The sequence below is a fragment of the Botrimarina hoheduenensis genome, assembly GCF_007859815.1.
In the GTDB taxonomy this organism is placed as follows: domain Bacteria; phylum Planctomycetota; class Planctomycetia; order Pirellulales; family Lacipirellulaceae; genus Botrimarina; species Botrimarina hoheduenensis.
Genome location: NZ_SJPH01000001.1, coordinates 427,516 through 448,535 on the forward strand (window position 1 = coordinate 427,516; position 21,020 = coordinate 448,535).

13 protein-coding genes and 1 tRNA gene are annotated in these 21,020 nt (G+C 63.3%); 5 read left to right on the forward strand and 9 right to left on the reverse strand.

The window, feature by feature from the left end; translation table 11 throughout:
* Positions 1-40 precede the first annotated feature (40 nt).
* The 5 genes from Pla111_RS01630 (at position 41) to Pla111_RS01650 (ending at position 9,897) form a co-directional block, all read left to right on the forward strand.
* Complete coding sequence (locus Pla111_RS01630; RefSeq protein ID WP_231930554.1) at positions 41-2,746, forward strand: sodium-translocating pyrophosphatase; 2,706 nt, start codon at positions 41-43, stop codon at positions 2,744-2,746.
* Positions 2,747-2,898: 152 nt separating this feature from the next.
* Positions 2,899-2,983, forward strand: a tRNA-Ser gene (locus tag Pla111_RS01635).
* A gap of 304 nt (positions 2,984-3,287) precedes the next feature.
* Positions 3,288-6,032, forward strand: a complete 2,745-nt coding sequence (gene ppc / locus Pla111_RS01640; protein ID WP_146570728.1) for a phosphoenolpyruvate carboxylase — start codon at positions 3,288-3,290, stop codon at positions 6,030-6,032.
* A 31-nt stretch (positions 6,033-6,063) separates the two neighbouring features.
* Positions 6,064-6,612 (forward strand): hypothetical protein, encoded by a 549-nt coding sequence (locus Pla111_RS01645; protein WP_146570730.1) that lies wholly within the window; start codon positions 6,064-6,066, stop codon positions 6,610-6,612.
* 318 nt (positions 6,613-6,930) lie between these two features.
* Entirely contained in the window at positions 6,931-9,897 is a 2,967-nt protein-coding gene (locus Pla111_RS01650) for a carbohydrate-binding protein (RefSeq protein WP_146570732.1), read from the forward strand.
* Here Pla111_RS01650 and Pla111_RS01655 read toward each other — a convergent pair.
* From Pla111_RS01655 to Pla111_RS01695, 9 genes are all read right to left on the reverse strand, one after another.
* On the reverse strand, positions 9,894-10,961 hold the full coding sequence (locus Pla111_RS01655; protein WP_146570734.1) for a tetratricopeptide repeat protein: 1,068 nt from the start codon (positions 10,959-10,961) through the stop codon (positions 9,894-9,896). The two genes, Pla111_RS01650 and Pla111_RS01655, sit on opposite strands and share 4 nt — an antisense overlap.
* Positions 10,962-11,106: 145 nt before the next feature.
* The gene (locus Pla111_RS01660) at positions 11,107-11,700 is read right to left on the reverse strand and encodes a hypothetical protein (RefSeq protein WP_146570736.1); all 594 of its coding nucleotides are present in this window, start codon (positions 11,698-11,700) and stop codon (positions 11,107-11,109) included.
* A 194-nt stretch (positions 11,701-11,894) separates the two neighbouring features.
* Entirely contained in the window at positions 11,895-12,866 is a 972-nt protein-coding gene (locus Pla111_RS01665; RefSeq protein ID WP_146570738.1) for a type II secretion system F family protein, read from the reverse strand.
* A gap of 64 nt (positions 12,867-12,930) precedes the next feature.
* The gene (locus tag Pla111_RS01670; RefSeq protein ID WP_146570740.1) at positions 12,931-13,899 is read right to left on the reverse strand and encodes a type II secretion system F family protein; all 969 of its coding nucleotides are present in this window, start codon (positions 13,897-13,899) and stop codon (positions 12,931-12,933) included.
* A gap of 127 nt (positions 13,900-14,026) precedes the next feature.
* Positions 14,027-15,352, reverse strand: coding sequence for a CpaF family protein (locus Pla111_RS01675; RefSeq protein ID WP_146570742.1), 1,326 nt, complete (start codon positions 15,350-15,352; stop codon positions 14,027-14,029).
* Between the two features lie 339 nt (positions 15,353-15,691).
* Positions 15,692-16,921 (reverse strand): AAA family ATPase, encoded by a 1,230-nt coding sequence (locus Pla111_RS01680; RefSeq protein ID WP_146570744.1) that lies wholly within the window; start codon positions 16,919-16,921, stop codon positions 15,692-15,694.
* A 130-nt stretch (positions 16,922-17,051) separates the two neighbouring features.
* A complete protein-coding gene (locus tag Pla111_RS01685) occupies positions 17,052-18,827 on the reverse strand; it encodes a type II and III secretion system protein family protein (RefSeq protein WP_146570746.1) in 1,776 nt (591 codons plus the stop codon).
* 122 nt (positions 18,828-18,949) lie between these two features.
* Positions 18,950-20,002 (reverse strand): Flp pilus assembly protein CpaB, encoded by a 1,053-nt coding sequence (cpaB, locus tag Pla111_RS01690; RefSeq protein WP_146570748.1) that lies wholly within the window; start codon positions 20,000-20,002, stop codon positions 18,950-18,952.
* Between the two features lie 198 nt (positions 20,003-20,200).
* A complete protein-coding gene (locus Pla111_RS01695; protein WP_231930557.1) occupies positions 20,201-20,821 on the reverse strand; it encodes an A24 family peptidase in 621 nt (206 codons plus the stop codon).
* Between the last annotated feature and the right edge of the window lie 199 nt (positions 20,822-21,020).

Consider the following 21,020-nt stretch of genomic DNA (forward strand, 5'->3'; position numbering starts at 1 on the left):
CCGCTGTACTGACTCTCTCTCTCTCGCCAGGAGATACTCGTTGACTTCGCGCTGTTCTCGTCGCCCGCAGTGGCTTTGCTTTTCTTGGTGGTTGGTGGCGGCTTCGCTCGCCCTAGTGGCACTCGGTGGGTTGGGGTCTGCCGCCTGGGCCCAAGAGGTTGGAGCAGAAGCCGCGGCACCGCCAGCGGCGGCGGCGACCGATACGGTGACACTTGTCTGCTGGCTGATCGCTTTTGGCGGGGCCTTCGCGGCGCTAGTGCAGGCCAAGCGCTTTTACGATGCGATGATCCAGTCCGATCCGGGGACGGAGCGCATGCAAGAGATCGCCGGTTTTGTCACCAGCGGCGCTAATGCGTATCTGCAGCAGCAGTTCCGGGTTGTGGCCGCGTTCTTTCTGGTGGTTGCCGCGCTGCTGGCTTACGCCGCTTTCGGGCTGAAGGTTCAGAGCGAATTTGTTCCCTTCGCGTTTCTGTCGGGAGGCCTCTTCAGTGGCTTAGCGGGCTGGTTTGGGATGAAGACCGCCACGGCTGCCAGCAGCCGGACCGCCGCGGCCGCACAGAAGTCGCTCAACCAGGGGTTACAGGTCGCTTTCCGTTCGGGGGCCGTCATGGGCCTCACGGTGGTCGGTCTGGGGCTCATGGATATCACGCTGTGGTTCGCGTTTTTGCACTGGATCTGGCCGCTTTCGGGCGCTACGCCGCTCTCGCCGGTTGAGATCAGCGTGACGATGGTGTGCTTCGGCATGGGGGCGAGCGCGCAAGCGCTCTTTGCGCGTGTCGGCGGCGGCATCTTTACCAAAGCCGCCGACGTTGGTGCCGACCTCGTGGGCAAGGTCGAGCAGGGCATCCCCGAAGACGACCCCCGCAACCCAGCCACGATCGCCGACAACGTGGGCGACAATGTGGGCGATGTGGCCGGCATGGGGGCCGACCTGTACGAGTCCTACGCGGGCTCGATTCTGGCGGCCGCCGCGCTGGGTGCCGCGGCCTTTGCCAATCCCGCCCTGCTGCCCGCGGGTGTCACACAAGAGTCCGCCCAGCTCAGCGCAATTATGCTGCCGCTAGTGATCGCCGGACTGGGGATCGTGCTCTCCATTTTTGGCGTTTATCTGGTCAAGACCGACGACAACGCGAGCCAAAAGAATCTGCTCGCCGCTCTCGCTCGGGGGATCAATTTCTCGACACTGCTCGTGATCCTGGCCGCGGTCGCCGCGACTTGGCTGCTGATGCCGTCGGCCGAATCGACGCGCTGGTTGGGCGTGCCTGGCGTCGCCTTCAGCGTGATCGTCGGGGCCGTTGCGGGCCTGCTGATCGGTAAATGGACCGAGTACGTCACGAGCGACGAGTTCGCCCCCACCCGCAAGTTGGCCGATCAGGCCGTGACCGGCCCGGCCACGATCATCATCGGCGGTGTCGCAGACGGCATGCTCAGCGTGTGGGCTCCCGTGCTAACCGTCAGTGCGGCAACGATTCTGGCGTTCGGTGCCGCAACGGGCGGTCAGTTTACCGACGCCAATCTGTTCTCGCTGGGGTTGTATGGCGTGGGTATCGCGGCGGTTGGCATGCTCAGCACGCTGGGCATCACCCTCGCGACGGACGCCTACGGACCGATCGCCGACAACGCGGGCGGCAATGCCGAGATGTCGTCGCTGCCGGCGATCGTGCGCCAACGGACCGACGCTCTCGATAGCCTGGGCAACACAACCGCCGCCACGGGCAAGGGTTTTGCCATTGGCTCAGCGGCGTTGACGGCTCTCGCGCTGCTGGCGGCCTACATCGAGGGCGTTCGCGTGGGCTTCGACCGCTGGGCGGAAGACTTTGCGAGCACCACGGTTGCCGCCGAGGCGGGGCCCGATTCGAGCGTGTACGGCTGGTACAAGCTGTCCAATCAGTTCCTCGTACAGATCAATCCGAACGAGGCGGCGGAGGGGGCAGCTCCAATCGTTGATCGCTATCTGGTGATGCCCTCGCAGCTGGTCGGTGGCGAACTCGTCAGCAAGTGGCGCGATCTGGACGCGGGCACTCGGTTGCCAACCGAGGGCGAAGACGCCTGGGGGGCTTCGCTGGTTGGGTTCGGCCCACAGGGGGCCATCTGGACCCCCGACAGCACGCCGCTGAAAACCGTTGCGGGGATGACCCTGCCGGATTTCAATATTTACTTCGATGCCACGCTGATGAACCCGAAGGTGCTCATCGGGTTGTTCCTCGGCGCGATGGCGACCTTCGTCTTCTGCGCGATGACCATGAAGGCGGTCGGCCGCGCCGCCCAGGGCATGGTGGAGGAGGTCCGTCGGCAGTTCCTCGAGAAACCCGGCATCATGGAGGGCAAGGATCAGCCCGACTACGCCCGTCCGGTCGAGATCAGCACGATCGCCGCCCAGGCGGAGATGATCGGCCCCTCGTTGCTCGGGCTGGTGCTGCCGGTGGTGGTCGGTCTTGCGCTGGGCGTTGCGGGGGTGCTGGGCCTGTTAATGGGCACCTTGACCTGTGGCTTCTGCCTCGCGGTCTTCATGGCTAACTCCGGCGGATCGTGGGACAACGCCAAGAAGTACATCGAGGCGGGTGCCCACGGCGGCAAGGGGACCACCGCTCACAAAGCGGCCGTTGTCGGCGACACAGTTGGTGACCCGTTCAAAGACACCAGCGGCCCGAGTTTGAACATTTTGATCAAACTGATGAGCATGGTCAGCGTGGTCGTGGCCGGCCTTGTGGTGCGGTACAGTTTATCTTCGCTCGGTATTTTCTGAGCGAAACTCACTTACCCGGGGCTCGATCGACCGTCGGCGTGCGATTCTGCCCGGCGGACCGACGGATCGACCTCAAGCCTTGCGGGCGGGGGGCCGACAAAAGTACATTGTGCAATCTGCTGATGCCCCACGGGGAGTCAGCGGCAAAAAACGGAGACGTGGCTGAGTGGTCGAAAGCACCGGTTTGCTAAATCGGCGTAGGGTAACCTACCGCAGGTTCGAATCCTGTCGTCTCCGCTTTCTTGCTTGCTGAGGGCTTGCTTGCTGAGGGCTTTCTTGCTTGCTGAGGGGTCGAGCCTTTGTGAGAAGGCTCGAAACCCCCTGCCTACGGTGCCCTCGACCGGCCCGCTGCCCTCGACCGGCCCGCTGCCCTCGGCCGGTGTGGCGCTCTCGGCCGGCTCGGTGCCCTCGGCCGGCATCGTCATTTCCTATGGCGGCCTTCTGCCGCGGGTGTCGCCTTCCGTGCCGAGCGTGATTCGGTTGCAATAGAGTTCTGCTTCGATGGTTCTAACCACCCTCCCTACAGTCCCCTGCGTATCTGATGGCGTCCGATCAGCGTCTGCGTCGCGAGATCGATGAGCTCGGCCGTTCGTTCGGCGACACCGTTCGCCAGCATGCTGGCGAAGAGGTGTTTCAGCTCGTCGAGCGGATCCGCTCGCTCGCCAAGCGCTTCTGCGAGGGGGAGGGGGGGGCCGCCGATGAGATCGATGCGCTGCTGAGAAACCTCTCGGCTGATCGGCTGAGGTTGGTGACCCGTTCGTTCGGAGCGTTCCTCGAACTGGCGAACTTGGCCGAAGATCGTCAGCGTGTTCGCGCGCTGCGCGATCGAGAGCGGCAGCAGCATCCGCGGCCCCGGCGCGAGTCGGTTCTCGACGCGATTGCTTCGCTCCGCGAAGAGGGCTGGTCTGCCGAGAAGATCGCAGCCGCCCTGGAGCGAGTGAATGTGGAACTTGTGTTCACCGCCCATCCGACCGAAGCCAAACGCAAAAGCCTGCGTGCCAAGCTGCGCGAGCTGCGTCGGTTGCTGAGCGAGCTAGATCGCGCTGACCTAACCCCTCGCGAGTCCGCGACCCTCAGCCGACAGATGCGTTGCGAGATTACCAAGCTCTGGCAGACCGACGTGATCCGCCCGAGCCGACCGACGGTGCTGGAAGAGGTGCAGCGGGGGCTGTCGTTTAAGTCCGTGCTCTGGAGGACCGTGCCCCGCGTGATGGGTGAGCTTCGCGAAGCGCTTGCCGATGCGTTTCCCGAGACGCCGATCGATCCGCCGACGATGCTCCGGTTCGGTTCCTGGATGGGAGGCGATCGCGACGGCCATCCGTACGTCACTCCCGCGATCACCGAGCAGACCTTGGTTTGGCTCCGCGAGGCGGCAATCGAGCGGCACCAGGTTGTCTGCGAGCGGTTGATGGAATCGCTCAGCGTTTCGGTCCGTCAGGCCCCCGCCTGTTCGATCCTCTTCGAGCCGATCGCAACGGCCTGCGCCGCCGATCCCACGCTGATTGAGAAGGTTGACGCGATCCCCCCGCTCGAATCGCCCCGTCGCTGGCTGCGTGTCATCGGATGCCGACTCGAGGCAACTGCCGCCGCGGCCCGCGGCGATCTGCCGGACGAAGCGGGCTATCGTTCGGCCGAAGACCTTGCGGTCGACGTCCGGTTGCTCCGCAAAGCGTTGACCCCTACCGAGCCGGGGGGATCCGATGTGGGGGCCGAGGTGCAGAGCTGGCTCGACCAGATCGCGACGTTCGGGTTGCACACAGCGCGGCTCGACATCCGTCAGCACGCTGATGTCTACCGGGGGGTGATGGAAGAGCTTTGGGCGGCGATCGGACTCCTCAAAGCCGACGAACCTCTCGACGAGTCGCGTCGTCAGCAGCTCTTGCTCGAAACGCTGCCGATCGCGGCGAACATTGCGCCGATCGACCTATCGGAAACGGCGCAGCGCACGCTCCAGCTCTTCCGCGTGCTGCGCCGTTCCGCCCGCCGCTTCGGAGGCGACTGCTTGGGCGGCCACGTTATCAGCATGACCCGCTACCCGAGCGATCTGCTTACGGTGCTGTGGCTGTGGACCTGGAGCAAGCGTGTCGATGGCGGACGACCCGAAGACGACGAGTTACACCTGCCCGTGGTGCCGCTCTTCGAGACCATCTCTGACCTGCGCGAAGCGACGCAGATCCTGGGCGACGCGCTGGCGGCAAAGCCCTATCGCGACCACGTGGCGGCTTGTGCGGATCGCCAGATTGTCATGATCGGCTATTCGGACAGCACCAAAGACGGCGGCTATCTGGCCGCGGCATGGGCGTTGCAGAGTGTGCAGATCGAGTTGCACGAACTCGCTGCCAAGGCAGGCGTCCGGCTGACGTTCTTCCATGGTCGCGGCGGATCGCTTGGTCGGGGGGGAGGCCCTGCGGCCCGGAGTATTCTCTCGCTGCCGGCTGAAACCTTTGATGGCTCGCTCCGCTTGACCGAGCAGGGCGAAGTCCTAGCCGAGCGCTACGACGACGAGGCGATCGCGCACCGCCACTTGGAGCAGGTTTTGTGGGCGGTGCTGCGGGCTTCGACCCGGCCGATGCCCGAACCAGCCGACGAGTGGCGTGAGCATATGGAGGCGATGGCCGACGCCTCGTTGGCGGCCTATCGCTGCTTGGTGGATCACCCTCAGTTCACACGATTCTTTCGCCTCGCGACACCGATCGCACAGATCGAGGCCTTGCCGATCGGTTCGCGCCCTTCCAAGCGTAAGAAGGGCGACCGTATTGAAGACCTCCGCGCTATCCCCTGGGTTTTTTCCTGGACGCAAAGCCGCTGTCTGCTGCCCGGGTGGTACGGATTGGGCGCGGGGCTCGAGCGCCGGCTGGCCGAGCAGGGCGGCCCACAAGAGCTACGCACCATGTACCGCGACTGGCCGTTCTTTCGCGCGACGATCGACAACGCGGCGATGGCGCTCGCCAAATCCAATCAGCCGGTGTTTGATCGCTACGCGGCGCTTGCCGGAGACGAGCCGGGCATGCTGGAGATCGTCCGGCTGCTCGACGAAGAGTACGAGCGCTCCTGCGCGGCGGTGCTGGCAGTAACCGAATCGGCGGAGCTGATGGACACCACGCCGTGGCTGAAGGATTCGATCAAGGTGCGCAATCGCTACGTCGATCCGCTCAACCTTGTGCAGATCGAAACCACGCGGCGGCTGCGTGAGTTGCCCGAGGGGCAAATCCCTCCTGACGAGCTACAGCATCTTTCGCAGCTGACGATCAAGGCGGTGGCGGCCGGCATGCGGACCACCGGGTGAAGCCCCGCCGCCGCTCCACGGTTCGAAACTTATGAATCCCCCCCCCGCCGCCCAAACGACCGACAATCAGCAGGCTCCGATCACGGGGCTCGATATCGCGGTGCGCCGCTGGGCGACACCGGTGGCGCTTGGCCTGGGGATCGGGCTGACGGCCTATACCTTCTGGCGTGCCACCCTGGGGGAAAAAGCGGGCGGGGTTGGCAGCGTGCTGGTGCTCCTGCTCGTCGCGACGATGGGGCTCAAACTTGCCGCTGAGACGGTGCTCTTTTCCTCGCTGGGAGGGGACGCAACGCCGCGACAGGCAGCGGCCCGAGCTTTGATCGGACCGCTCTCCCGGTGGACCACGCTCCGCTATGTGCTCGGGTGCTTCGGTGGGGTAATCCTGCCGCTGGGGGCCCAGATTCTGATGGCGGGGGCGAAGAACATCCCGCCCGTGCTAGATCCCACCGCTCCGGCGGTGCTGGTGGGCGTTTCGCTGGCGTGCCTGGTGCCGGCGGAATTGCTCGAACGCTGGCTCTGGCGACGGAGCCAAGCACTGGCTGCTGCCGAGGATTCTGCCCCGGTTGCACCAGTTGCTTAAGCGGGGGCGGTCTATACGGCGGCTTTCAAAGTGCAGCGGTCTTAGGCGGCGCGGCCCGGGGCGGCTTATTTGGCCGTTTTTTCTTACGAATATCCCGCCTCGCGCGCCTCTTGTTAGTAGCACGTTATTCGCGTGTCCGCTGCCCCGTACCCGGGACGCTTATCTGCTGAGTGACGCTTGCGTGGTGTTGCCGAGCGGCCCCGCTTATATTGTCTGCTCGCTCCCCTCATCTCTCTTGCTGTTTTCTCACGCTCACGCTCGCTCAGCGAATCGACGGCTCAGCGACTTATCGACGATCTCTGACCTCTTCACGAACTGATGCGTTTGCCCACGAAGAATGTTTCCCTGCTGACGCTGGCCGGTTTGGCGAGCGTTGCGCTTGCTGGTGCCCAGCAGCCGATCAACGTCGGTTTCCTGTGGCACATGCACCAACCGATCTATACGCCCGGCCAGAACGTGCTTCAGACCGACGCCTCGGGTCGGTTTTCATTCAGCTTACAAGAGGTTCACAACACGCGTTCCGGGCCGTACACCAGTTGGCCGAACGATGCGATCCAGATCGGTCAGAGCCTGCCTCACTTGGGTGCCCAGGTGTCGTTTTCGGGGTCGCTGATCGAGAACCTCAATACGCTGGGGTGGAACAACTGGCAGTCGTCCTACCGCCAAGGGTTGCTGAACGACACGTCGCTGGGTAATCCTCGGCTCGACGTCGTGGGCTTTGGTTACCATCATCCTCTCATGCCGCTGCTCGACGAGCGCGATATGCGGATGCAGATCAAGCTGCACAAGCAGGTGTTCGCTCAGACATTTGGACCGGGGGTTCCCTACTCGCAGGGTTTCTTTCCGGCAGAGACCGCGTTCAGCACGCGGATGATCCCGGCGTTGAAAGCCGAGGGGATCGAGTGGACGCTGTTCGACAGCATCCATCTGGAGCGTGCCGTTGAAAACTACCCGCACACCAACGCCTCGAACTTGGCGGCTCCCAATCGAGCGGACCAGATCAATCCCGCGTTGCCCGCTGATCAATGGGTTCAGCTTAATAATCTGTGGGCCCCCAGCCGTGTCGCGGCACCCTTTGCGTACCGCCCGCACTATGCGCAGCACATCGACCCCGCCACGGGCGAAGTCGAGAAGTTGGTAGCGGTTCCTGCCGCTCGCTACGAAGGCAACGAGGACGGTCGCGGGGGCTTCGGCGCACTCCAGTACGAGTCGGTCATGAGCCAGTATCGGAATCTGAATACCGATCCGAATCATCCGATGTTCGTTGTGCTGCACCACGACGGCGATAACTTTGGCGGCGGCAGCGAGGCGTACTACCACGGCAACTTCCAGAACATGGTGAACTGGGCATCAAGCACTCCCAACTACGACGTCACGACGGTTCAAGACTATCTGGACCGCTTCCCGCCCAATCCGAACGACGTGGTGCATATCGAGCCCGGTTCGTGGGCAGGTGCCGACAACGGCGATCCCGAGTTCAAGAAGTGGCTGGGCGATCCGAATCCCGCCACGGGCTGGAGCCCCGACCGTAACTCGTGGGCGGTGCTGACCGCCGCGAAGAATCATGTTTACACGGCCCACGACGCGGTGCTCGGCGGCCCCGACGTGTTTCCCAGCATGCAGAACGTGATGACGGGCAGCGGCTCGTCGGTCGAACGCGCGTGGCACTATCTGCTCCAGGCGCAGGCTTCGGACCACTGGTACTGGGACGGAACCGAGACCTGGGACTCGAACGTGACGATCGGCAGCAACCTGGCGATCGCCCAGGCGAATCAGGTCCTCGGGGGTCTCACGAGCGAGTCAACGGCCCCCACCGTCTTCCTGCCGCAGCGCGACGCCTACAACCCGGGCGGGGTTGAGTTCGGCCCTGGCGCTGAGGCCAGCGACTTCGAGATCTGGACCTACGCCTACGACGTGAGTGGCTTGCAGAGCGTGCGCTTGAAGTACCGTCTCGACGCCGATGGGCACAATCCGCTCGACTCGAGCCAGAACGAAACGTACGCCGGGGGTCCCGAGGTCGGAGCGTGGGTTTCGATCGACATGACCCCGTCGGACATCGCTCCGCCCAGTGGCATCGAAACCCCCACGGCTCGCGCGCTGCGTTACGGGAGCATGATTCAAGGCGTCACCGACGCGCTTGTGGACTATTACGTCGAAGCGATCGACAGCTTCGGCAATCTTCAGCAGACCGACATCCAGCACGTCTATGTGGGGCAAGGTGCCGTCGTCGGGGCCGATCGCGTCACGCTAACGCCCGAGACACCCGTAGCGGGCGAGAGTGTGGGGCTGGCGTTCGATCCGGCCGGCGGCTCGCTGGCGGGGGCGTCGCAGATTTTTGCGCATGTCGGCTACAACGACTGGGGATCGGTGCTTGCCAGCGATATCCCGCTGAGCTGGGACGCCGGGCAAGCACGCTGGACGGCACCGATCCCTGTGGCCAGTGATGCCGCGCAGCTTGATCTTGTGTTCAACAACGGGGCCGGCGTGTGGGATAACAACGGGGGTGCCGACTGGCACTTTGCGGTTACCGGCGGGACCGGGCCGACGGGCTTTGTGATGGACGGCGTGCTGGACGCCGGCACCCAGGTGCTGCTCTCCGAGGCGGGTGTGACGCTCTACTGGCGTCGGGAGGGGGACAAACTGTACCTCGCAACCGAGGACGCCGGTGAAGGATCCGACGTCTTCATCTACTTGGCAGATACGCCCGGCGGGCTGGTCCCCGCCAACTGGGGTAAGAGCGGCCAGATCGCCGGCTGGGACGCCTTTTTGGCCGACGAAAACGACAACGACTACGAGGCTTGGTTCAATGCCACGGGACCAACCGAGGCAGCGACCGGCACCAACGGCGGCGTGCTTGAAGGCGTCATCGACCTGGGCGATGAGTTCGGGCTAATCCCCGACGAGATCTACCTGGCGGTTGCGCACTACGCTTCGCCCGATGGCGGCGGCCTGCAGAAGCTTCTCGGTGTCACCAGCCCGGGGACATCGATCGAAGCGTCGGAGTATCTGCGGCTCGTGCTCGTGGCAGGCTTACCCGGCGACTACAACAACGACCAGGTTGTTGATCTGGCGGACTACACCGTGTGGCGTGACACGTTCGACTCAGAATCGTTGCTCGCCGCGGATGGCGACGGCGACGGCCGTGTCGACGCCGACGACTATGAGATCTGGCGCGCCAACTTCGGTCGCTCGTCCGGATCCTCGACGACCATTCCCGAACCAAGCGGTCTGGCGGTCGTCGCGTTCCTACTAGCGCGCTGGCCTTGGCGACGTCGCGACGCCTAGCGCTCGATCACCGGCGGCAGCAGCCGCGGGAAGTCGGCCGTTGCCGGCGCGACCGCATTCGCCACGCGGGCGGAGGATGCCGGCGGCGTGGCAGGCTCGTACTCGGACTGCGGCCGCATGAATTCGGGCACGCCCGCGTAAGTGGATTCGCTCTGTTGGGTCACCAGCTCGGTGTAGCTGGGCTCTGACTCAGCCAACTGCGGAGCGAAAGACGTCGGCAGCTTTGCAAGGGCCTGCCGAGCCGGAATCAGCGTGGCGTCTTCCGCCAGGGCTCGCTGGAACTGTTCAGCCGCTTCGGCAGGGCGTTCGGCTTTCACCAACAGCTGACCCAGGTTGTAGCTCGCGATGGCCGGGTCGTAGGACGCCTGAAGATTCGCCAGCGCCTCATCGGTCTTGCCGATTTGCACAAGGACCGTGGCGATGTTGTTGCGGTACAAAGCCTTGTCGGGGCGCAACATGATCGCTTGACGAAACGCGTCGGCCGACGCTTCAAAGCGTCCCTGGCGTGCCAGACACAAGCCCAGGTCGTTCATCGCGGCACCGCTGCTCGGATCGCAGCCGATCGCCTGGCGATAGTGCCGTTCGGCATCGGCCAAACGCCCAGCCCGATCCTCCAGGTGGCCAAGCCGACGATGCGGCTGAGCCGAACCAGGATGGGCCGCGGCGCACTGCGTGAGTATCTGTCGAGCCGCATCGAGCTGGCCACGGCCTTCGGCCGCTTCCGCGGCAGAGAGCATGCCTTGCAGGTCGTTCGCGCTGAGCGAACTACTGGGCGATTGCGGCACGTAAGGTAACTGAGTGGTTGCCACCGGCGTCGAGGCCGAGAAGCCGCCCGGGTACCCCTGCGACGCAAAGCTCGGTTGCGGTGCCACGACCGCTCCCGGCACAGCCGCAGTGTCTGATCCGCCAAACCACTTCGTGAGCCATCCGAACCGACCCGGTGCCGAGGAGGCTGTTCCGGCGGCGTTTTGATTATCGCTCGACGATTGCAGCAGCGACGCTGGAGCCGCTGTGACCGGGCCGGTCAGCGACGCGAGCAAGCCGATCGTAAGAATGATCCGCACGGTTCCCTCCCCTGAATGCGATAGGTCAGTCCCTGACCGTCGCTCGACAGTTACTTAGGCAGCGCCGCCGCCCGTTCCCCCCCGGGAACCTTCATTCCGCTTGAATCTCAGCTGATAATCGTGTGTCTCACTTCTCTCACAGCGTTCACTCGGTAGCGGGTGCGCCAGTGTTTTGCGGCAGCACGGGCGTCATCATGTTCTCGCGGTACTGCGTGTTGACGTAGTCGATCACTACCGCCGGGCGTCCGTCCGACTGGATGTGGGTATCGACGATCGTCGCAGGCTCTCCACGGAGCACCTGTTGTGCAAATTGCTCGGTGGCGGCGATCCGCGCCTCGGTCACACCGTCGCCTATTGCGCGCTCGACAAACACTTGGCGATAGGGTGCCGGCGGTTGCGTCAGGATCCACTGCACCCGGAGCCGTCCTGCCTGGGTCAGCTCCGTGGCATCTTCATTGAAGTGGTGGCTGCCGAGCAGGTTCTGCTTCCGCCAGCCGTTGCGGACCATGATATCGAACGGTGCCATCGCGTTGACGCGATCGGTGTTCAGATACTGCTGCGGCCAGAGATTGTTCTCTTTGCGGCCGGTCTCGAGGTAGTCGTAGCACGACTCGCACGGTGTGGCGTGAGGCTGCTGAGGGCAGTCGCAACAACGCGAACCGTCGTTCCAGAACGCCGTAGCGGGGCTGGCGACGAGGCAGGCCCCGGCAAAGATCAGTGTTGATGCTAGCAGTCGCATTCCGTGCTCCGTCCTTGGAGACTCTCACACGACGGCGAACCGGCGCGTGTATGAACGAATTCCCTCCTAGCCGATATCGACGCGGGCCGATCGCATCTGCGTTGCATCTGGTCTGCGCGGATCGATCTTCCCAGCCTGCCCAGCTTTCGCGGTGCCAGCACCACGCTGGCGCGAGCTAGCAGGTGCCGTGGGCTTTATTGGCCGCCGCTCATCGCGGGGAACATCTCGTTGATCATCGTGATCGCGGCGGGGCCGACGAGCACCACGAAGATCGCGGGGAAGATGAAGATCACGAGCGGGAAGATCAGTTTCACCGCGGTTTTGGCGGCCTTCTCTTCGGCGAGCTGGCTGCGGCGTGTACGCATCGAATCGCTTTGCACCCGGAGCGCCTGCGCGACGCTCGAACCGAACTTATCCGCTTGGATCAAAATTGCCGCGAGCGCGCGGAGGTCGTCCACGCCGGTGCGGTTGCCGAGTTCCTGGAGCACGGTTCCGCGGGCCGATCCCATTTGGAGCTGCAGGTTGCACAGAGCAAACTCCTCGGCGATGACGCCGTAGGTGTTCTTCATCTCTTCGCTAACTTTGCGCATCGCTTGGTCGAGGCCCAGGCCGGCTTCGACGCACACGACCATCAGGTCCAGAGCGTCGGGCAGGCCGTAGAAAATATTGTCTTTGCGGGACTTCTGCATGAACCAGACCACCACGTCTGGCAAGAAAAACATCACACCCGCGATGGCGACCGTCATGATCGCCGCGTCTTGGGTGAGCCCTTTGCTCCAATAGGCTCCGCCGCCACCCGCGATAAAGCCGAAGCCCAGGCACAGCAGCTTGGCACCCAGGAAGATGCTCACCGCCGACTCGCTGCGGAGACCAGCATGCTGGAGACGTTGCTTGAGCTTGCCGGCCTCTTCTTTGGTTTTAGGCTGAAGCGGGGCCGCCAGCTTAGGAGTTGCCTGCTCGATGAGCTTCGACATCGCGTCCGACTTGCCGCCGCGTTCGCGGCGGGCGGTGGGGTCGCGGAGTTCTTCCAGCCGCTCGCTAGCGCGGTCGGAGCCCCGGCTGCCCAGCGTTTCTAGCGCAACCCACATGGCCGCCGCCACGCCCGCGAAAACCGCAAGCTTGACGAGCAGGGCGTTACTGATCAGTTCGGCCAGAAGCGGAGTCATGACAGAGTATCGCTAGAACGCAGTAGGGGAGGGGCGACGCGCCGCACCGGGCGGCAGGGCCGTCTCAGATACGGATGTTGATAATCTTCTGGATAACAATGGCACCGAGCAGCTGCATCACGATGCCACCGATCAGCATTTTCTTGCCGAGGTCGTCGGTAAACAGCAGCATCAGGTAGTCGGGGTTCATCCGGTAAACAGCAGCGAAGAGCGCCGGAGGCAGCGCCAGCAGCACGATTCCTGAAAGACGCCCCTCGCCGGTCAACGCTTGGACCTGTCCCCAGATCTTGAAGCGTTCGCGGATCAACCGGCCGATCTTGTCCAGGATTTCGGCCAAGTCACCACCCGTTTGGCGCTGCAGGATGACGGCCGTGACGAAGAACTTGAGGTCGAGGTTGGGGACGCGCTCGGTCATGTTGTTGAGCGCCTCTTCCATCGGCGTGCCTAGGTTTTGTTCCTCGAACGTGCGATTGAATTCTTTACTGATCGGCGGCGACATCTCGTGACCGACCAGGTTCATGCCGGCCCCCAGGCTGTGACCCGCACGCAACGCGCGGGCAACCAGCTCAAGCGCCTCAGGCAGCTGTGCCGCAAACTTCTTCATGCGTCGCTTGCGCTTCATGATCAGCCACGCGAAAGGGAGGCAGATGAAGGCGACCGACGCGATCGGCGCAAACTTGATCGGCATGCCGCAAGCGGTTGGAGCCACGAAGCCAATGACCGCGGACGCCACGCAGGCCATCATGAACTGGCTAACCGAGAAAGTGACGTCCGCCTGAGCGAACATCTTCTTCAGGTTCAGGTGGTTGGCGATCGCCTGTTCAAGAGCACTCGAGCCGCGGTCCCAAGACTGCGTGACCAAGTCCGCCTGCTTCTTCTCACCATCGCGTCCCTTGTTGGCCTTGCCAGACGTGAGGGCTGACAGGCGCTGTTGGACTTCGGCTTCCTTGTCGTCACCGAAGTAGGTCAGCAACGCCACCGCTGCGGCAGTGACGCCACCGAAGACGATCAGCGAGATGAGCAGGGGAGACATATGTCACGCAGCGGGTCGAAAGGCGGGTGTCGTAAGCGTGGCCCGAGGCCGATTGGTCGTGTCTTTGGCGTTGGGCGTGGTGGGGCGGAACGGCAAGGAGCCGCGATAGTTCGCCCCTTCTCCCAATTCAGTCCTCGAGCATGATGCGCTCGCGGAACGTACTAGCCGGTAAGCGGACACCTGCCTGTTCCATGCGGTCCATGAACGTGGGGCGGATGCCGGTTGAAATGAACTTGCCGATGGCGCGACCGTTTTCGTCGACGCCGGTTTGGTCCCAGCGGAAGATGTCTTGCATGACGATCGTGTCCTGCTCCATACCGAGCACTTCGGTAATGTGGGTCGTTTTACGGGGACCGCCTTGCAAGCGGTTGGCCTGCACGACAAGGTCCACGGCGCTGGCGATCTGAGTTCGCATCGCCTTGATGGGCATCTCGAAGCCGGCCATCATGATCATCGTCTCCAGACGCGAGATCGCGTCGCGCGGCGTGTTGGCGTGACACGTCGTGAGCGATCCCTCGTGGCCCGTGTTCATCGCTTGCAGCATGTCCAGCGTTTCGCCGCCACGACACTCGCCGATGATGATTCGGTCAGGACGCATACGCAGGCAGTTCTTGACCAGATCGGTCGCGCTGATCTTGCCCTTGCCCTCAATATTCGGCGGCCGTGTCTCGAGCCGAACCACGTGATCCTGCTGCAGCTGGAGTTCGGCCGCATCCTCGATCGTGACAATACGGTCGTCGTTGCTGATGAATCCCGACAGCGTGTTGAGCAATGTCGTCTTACCCGAGCCCGTACCGCCCGAGATGACGATGTTGAGCTTGGCCTTCATTGCTCCTTCCAGGAGCATGACCATCTCGGGCGTGAGGCTCTTGTAGTTAAGCAAGTCTTCGAGCTTCAGCGGGTTCGATCCGAAACGCCGGATCGTCACGCTCGGCCCGTCCAAAGCCAGCGGCGGGATGATCGCGTTCACACGCGAGCCGTCCGGCAGACGGGCGTCCACCATCGGGCAAACCTCGTCCACCCGCCGACCGATCCGCGAAACGATGCGGTCGATGATCTGCATGAGGTGCTTGTTATCGCGGAAGACGACACTCGACTTGACGAGCTTGCCGCTCTTCTCCACGTAGACGTTCTTCGGTCCGTTGACCATGATTTCGCTGATCGACGGGTCTTTGAGCAAGAGCTCCATCGGACCCAGGCCGAAGGTCTCGTCGAGAACTTCTTCGACGAGCCGATCACGCTCGTTGCGGTTGAGGAACGTGTCCTCGGTATCGCACAGGTGCTCGACGACCAACCGGATCTCGCGCCGCAGCACGTCGCCCTCGAGCTCGCCCACGCGGGAGAGGTCAAGCTTATCGACGAGCTTCGTGTGGATCCGCCGCTTGATGGTCTCGAATTCGGCTTCCTTGTCCTGCTGCGAGAGCGAAGTGGTCGGCTGAGTTAGTTTCGTCATGGGCGCATGAGGGGTTTGTCGTTGAGCTTCGTGCGAGCGACGCGGCAGGCGTCGGCGCAGGGGTCACGATACGACCCGAGAAAACTTAGCTCAGCCCCGGTGCGCGCAGGTGGCAAAGTCGCCACGGTAGCTGTCCACGGCAAGCGTCATAACTCGCGCAAGCCGCAGTGGCAGGCTAGCTCTCGCCGCGGAGGTGATTAACCAACGAGCGCTATTATCGAGCTGAGCTCGCTTGCGGGCTCGTTCCTTGGGCCGCAATTGGCGGCATCAGGCCATCGGCCGTGCCCCAGGGGCAGCGCACCAGAGGCTGGGGAGTGCCGCAGTAGCTTGGCTGAGATATCAGCCTTCGGTGGCGGCGGGCTCTTCGGTGGCACCGGCCTTCTTGCCGAACATGCCGAGCCAGCCACGCGACTTGCCGGCGACCTCGCCAACCGGGGCCTCACCGAGCAGGTCGGCGGCCAACTGCGAGATCGATTGCGTTAGCGGTGCCTTAGGGGCATGCTCCAGCAGCGGCACACCATTGTTGCGGACCTCGATCATCGTGCGGAAGTCATTCGGTAACTGCCAGTAGACTTCTTTGCCGAGCGTGGCTTCAGCCTTCTTCACGCTGATCGCCGAACCCCCCTGGCCAACGCGATTCACGACGATCCGCATCTTGTTCTTGAGCTTATCGTTTCGCTCGAACGACATCATCAGCCGCACAACGTTTCGCAAGCAGGGCAGGTCAAGCTGGGTGACCATCAGCACATGATCGGCCACGTCCATAGCGAGCATGTCGAGCTTGTTGAACGACTTCGAGGTGTCGATCACCAAGTGGGTGAAAGTCGCCTTGAGCAGGCTGATGACACGCTGCAAGTCGTCGGTCGAGACCAGCTTGCTGTCTTCGAGCTGCACCGGCCGGGGAAGTAAGTACAGACCCGACTCGTGTTTGGTGAGCGAACGCTTCAGCAGTGTCAGGTCGAGGCGCGTGATATTCTGCGCGACATCGGTGAGCGTGTACTCGGGGATCGTGTCGAGATAAACGTCGGCGTCGCCCAGGGCGAGGTCGAGGTCCAGCACAACGACGGTGTTCTTGGGATTGGCTGCCAGCTCGCAACCGAGATTCACGGCAAGGCTGGTCGAACCGACACCGCCCGTCGAGCCGGTGATGGTGATCACCTTCGAGGCCGTCGACGAACTACCCTCGGCACCAAACCGCAAACGCGAGATCCGCTGCAAAGCGGTCGCCAGATCGTCGGGCCTGACCGGTTGGGTCAGAAACTCCTTGGCACCCGCACGCATGGTCCGCAGAATGAGCGAGCCATCGGTCGAGCTGCTGGAAACAAGAATCGTGATCTTGGGATACTGCTGAACGACGCGCTCGATGAGCGCCATCGCCTCGTCCGGATTGCTGTCCATCGCAACGAAGCCCACATCGGGGTTCGTCTGGCCGAGGACATCGGCGAAGAAGGCGTACCGCGAGCACTCAGCTTCCAGCCAGACCGTATCGAGCCCCATGAGCGTCGATTTGAGCCCTTCTCGGGAGGCGTCGTTAGGATCGACGATCGCGAGTCTTAGGACGTTCGACATAGTGGTCAGCTTGTCAGCGAAACGAAGGGGCTAGTCGTCGAGAGCACGTCGGCGCGATGGCGGCGCAACGCGTCTACCAGACAGTAGCTCACGCAATGAGCGCCGCGATCAAAACCTCTCGGTTGACGGTCTAGTCTTCGTCGTAACCGACCGGACCGATCAAGGCGTCACCACCGGCCCAAGCGGGCATAGCGCCCTCGTACGGTCGTGTCGCCTGACGGACAAAGCCTGGCTGAGTTTGAGAGCGGAACGGCGTGGATCCCTTTGCCGACGTATCGCCCGCCGCGGCTATCCGCGTTTTGCTGGTCGGTTGAGATCGGCTGGCACCCTGGTCGAACTGCGGTCCGCTGGGAAGTGGAACCTGCTCAGCCTCGGGCGGAGCCATCATGGGGCTCATCTGCTCGTAGCCCTGCATTGACGGCATACCTGCCTGACCACCGCTATTGATTAGCGACGGGGGCGCGGTCGAAAAGCCGCCGGCCACGCACTGCGGGCCGCAGCCCCGCTCGCCGCACGGGCTGCACGGATCTGGCGACTCGATCTTGCCGCCGATGAACAGCTCGCAGTCGGTCGGGGCCACGGTGCTCATGCCTGGGCCACAGGGCGGCACCTCGTGCGGATCCATGGCATCGACAAACTCGGGCGTGACGAGCACGAGCAACTCGACCTCTTCCACGTTGTCTTCCACGCGACGGAAGGGGATGCCCAGCAGCGGGATATCTGCCAGCAGCGGAATCCCGCGGTTTACCGAGCGGATCCGTTGCTGAATCAGGCCCGCGATCGCGAAGGTTTGGCCGGCGTTCATTTCCACCGCCGTATCGACCTGACGGACCGAGAGGGCGGGCACCTGCAAGTCGTTGATCGTGACCGCGTTTGCGAAGTCGAGGTCGCTGATCCGCGGGCGGACCTCTAGACGGATCTTGCCGTTGCCCAGCACGATCGGCAGGAAGTCGACCTGGGTGCCGAAAGGTTTGTACTCGATCGCGATCTGCCCGAGACTCTGTGGCACGAGGATCGGGATCTCACCGCCCTCGTTGAAGAGGGCAGGGCGGCCGCTGACCGCCACAATGTTCGGCTCGGCCAGGATCTTGGCGAGGTTCCGTTCGGTGAGCCAGTCAAGGAAGCCAAACAAAGAGTCCGTGCCATTGGTCACGGCGAACTCGACGGTCTGTCCGCCGCTATCGATCACCGAGGTGATGCCACCGCCAGTTGATACGTTATCGATCAATCCCGAGACGCCCGAGGCAAAAAACCCGCCGCCCTGCGAGATCGCGGCAAAGTCGGTGCCCATCTGGCGGGCTTTGGTCCGCGAGATCTCGTAGACCTTCACCTTGAGCAGCACCTGCTGAACACCGCCTACGGCGATGTTGTTGATCACCTTGGGAGCGTAGTCCTCGGCGAGCTGACGGATCGGGTCCACGTAGTCGGGTCGGTCAATAAAGCCGGTGAGCACCAGGCTCTGGCTGTAGCGATAAACCCGCACCGACGAGTTGGGGAACTGCGTCTTGAGGGCGTGTTCGAGCTCGCGAACGTCGCCGTAGATAAAGACGTCCACCGTGTGGATCTGCCCCTCGTCGTCCCACAGGTTGACCTGCGTGACGCCCGCCTTTTTGGCCGAGACCTGGATCTGTGTGGCAGAGAGCGGCGTCACGGCCAGCAGGTCCGGGTTGTTGACCTGCACGCGGGGGATCTTCTTCCCCAACGTCAGGATGCGACTCGTGTTGGTCGTGATCTCGAGCTTGTCGCTCGTGCCACTGATCTCGCGTACTAGCGAGTCATTGAGCGGCAACGCTTGGGCACCGGCCACGCTTGTAGCCAGCGCGACCAAGGTCGCGATAACGGCGGTGGCAGCTTGGCGAAGCGTCGGCTGAAGACGCGCGATCGCATGGTTGCTGAGGTCGTACATCCTTGTACTCTCCGTTGCGGGCACCGATCCCTGGCGCCCCGACGCCCCGGCTTGTGCCGCGGCGTGTCCCCCCGTTTTAGTAACAGCCAGACCGCCAACGGCGGTCCGCCCCCCTCGGTCTCTTACTTGGTCCCGCCCAGATCGATCGGAAAGTCGTTCTCCGAGCCCGCTTTGGGCGTGAAGTCGATGCGACCGTCGCCGGAATACTTCACCTTTGAGGCTTGTACACCTCGCGTTCCGTTGAGCGAGTCGTGCTGGCCGGAGAGCGGTGCGAGCGATGTCGGATTGAACAGCATCTCACGCACCTCTTCGGCTTCGACGATTTCCATTTTGAACGGCGGCCGCTCTTCGGCGGCCCGTTTCATCATCCCCATGACCGTATCGAAGAAGCCGGGTTGCGGCTCTTGGATGGCGTCGCGGTTCTGTTCCTCTTCGCGCGAGTTGCGTGACACCCCCGAGCCGAGCAGGTCGGCGGCGGTCACCTCAACCATGGCGGTCGATTCTTCGTCGTTCGGGTTACGCGGGATGAGGCTCAGCTCGCCCAGGTTCTGCGCGAGGTCGACCTTCGAGGCCTGCTCGGGGGTGACCAAGAGCGAAACCGTCTTGGGGATCGCTTTGGCTTCGTCCCCTTCCGCGGACCGTTGAACGACCTGCTCTACCGCAAACACGCGGATGTTTTGGAGGATGACGCGGGTCTTGGCTTCGGGGATGCCGGCCCGAGCGTTCGCGGCGACGTACAGCTGCACATCGACACGGTCACCAGGGCTCAGAAGCCCCGCCGCGCTTTTCTCGGCGTTCACGGCGATTGTCGAGAGCCGGTAGCCGTCCGGGATGTTGACGATCGGGTCAGCGAACTCGCCCGCTGCTAGCAGCTGGGCTTCAAGGATCGGCGTTCCCTGCACGAGCGTTGTGCGCGGACGGCGTCCTTCGAGGTCGTCTAGCGAGAGGATCGCACCGGGCGGAACGCGGTCAGCGGGCCACTCTTCGAGCGACACCATGCTGGCATTGATCGGGTCACCCAGGTTGATGTTGTGCAACGCAACGTAGATCGGCGTCGTATCGAGTTGCGCCGCCGGGCGATTCGCGTTGGCGTCCATCACCTGACGGATCCCAATGGATGCAGCGAGGCCGCAGCCCAGAGCGATTGCCAGCAGAATGAATGATTTTGGTCGCATTAATTACCCCCCTCGGCTTGCTGGCACTCCCCGACAAGGGGGTCAGCACCATCGCACGCCGATTTACGAGCCTCGTCGGATACTTCGGCACGACCGGCGCATCCGGTCCAGGAAAGTTCTTCGCGGCGTCCAAGGCTCCCTGATTAAGGGGCACGTCTTGGTCCGGTCGCCGCGTCCCGGTGAGCGATTGTCGCGGGCTCAGACCAGCATGCCGGCCCAAGCAAAGTAGGCGATCGACCCGATTGCGATGGGGATGCCGTAGGGCAGCAGCATCATGCGGGGCTTACGCTCCGCAGCGATCTCAGCGAGTTGTTCGGGGTTCTTGATCGCGGTGATCTCGTTCAGGATCATCCAGAACTGATTGTGGTGCTTGTCCCAACGCTTGTTGGTGAGCACCATGCCGATGGCGATGATGCCACCAACCACGGCCGAGACGGCAAAGGCGTAAGCCGTTACCGTGCCCCAGACCCAGGCACCGATACCGGCCATGAGTTTCACGTCGCCGGCTCCCATGCCGCCAATCGCGTAGGCGGGTAGCAGCAACGCGAGGCCGACGGCCGTGCCGATCAGGCTGTACACTAATCCTTCCCAGCCCGCGTAGGGGCTGAGCGTGGCGCTCCAGACCCAGCCGCTGGCGATCATCGGGAAGGTGATCCAGTTGGGCACGCGAAGCTGCATGCCATCGATCACCGCCGCGACGATCAGGGTGACGGTAACGAACCAAACGGGCCAGTTTGCCACAAAGGCGTCGGCGAGTTGTGCGGTGTCGAACATCGGCGTGAGCTCTGCAAACTTGGGGCGGAGGGGAAGAACGCTCACCGGCGGCTTTAAGTGCCAGCCGACAAGCGCGATGGTTTTTGTAGGCATCGAACCCTAGCTCGTGGTCTGTGGCACCCAACCGCTTCTGCACGGCCCGGTTCAAAAACCCATCCCTACGAGGCCGCAGACTCGGCCCAGCCCGCACAAGCCGAAGATTGGCCAACCACAAGCTGCGAGGGCGAACTGATTGCGCAGCAAA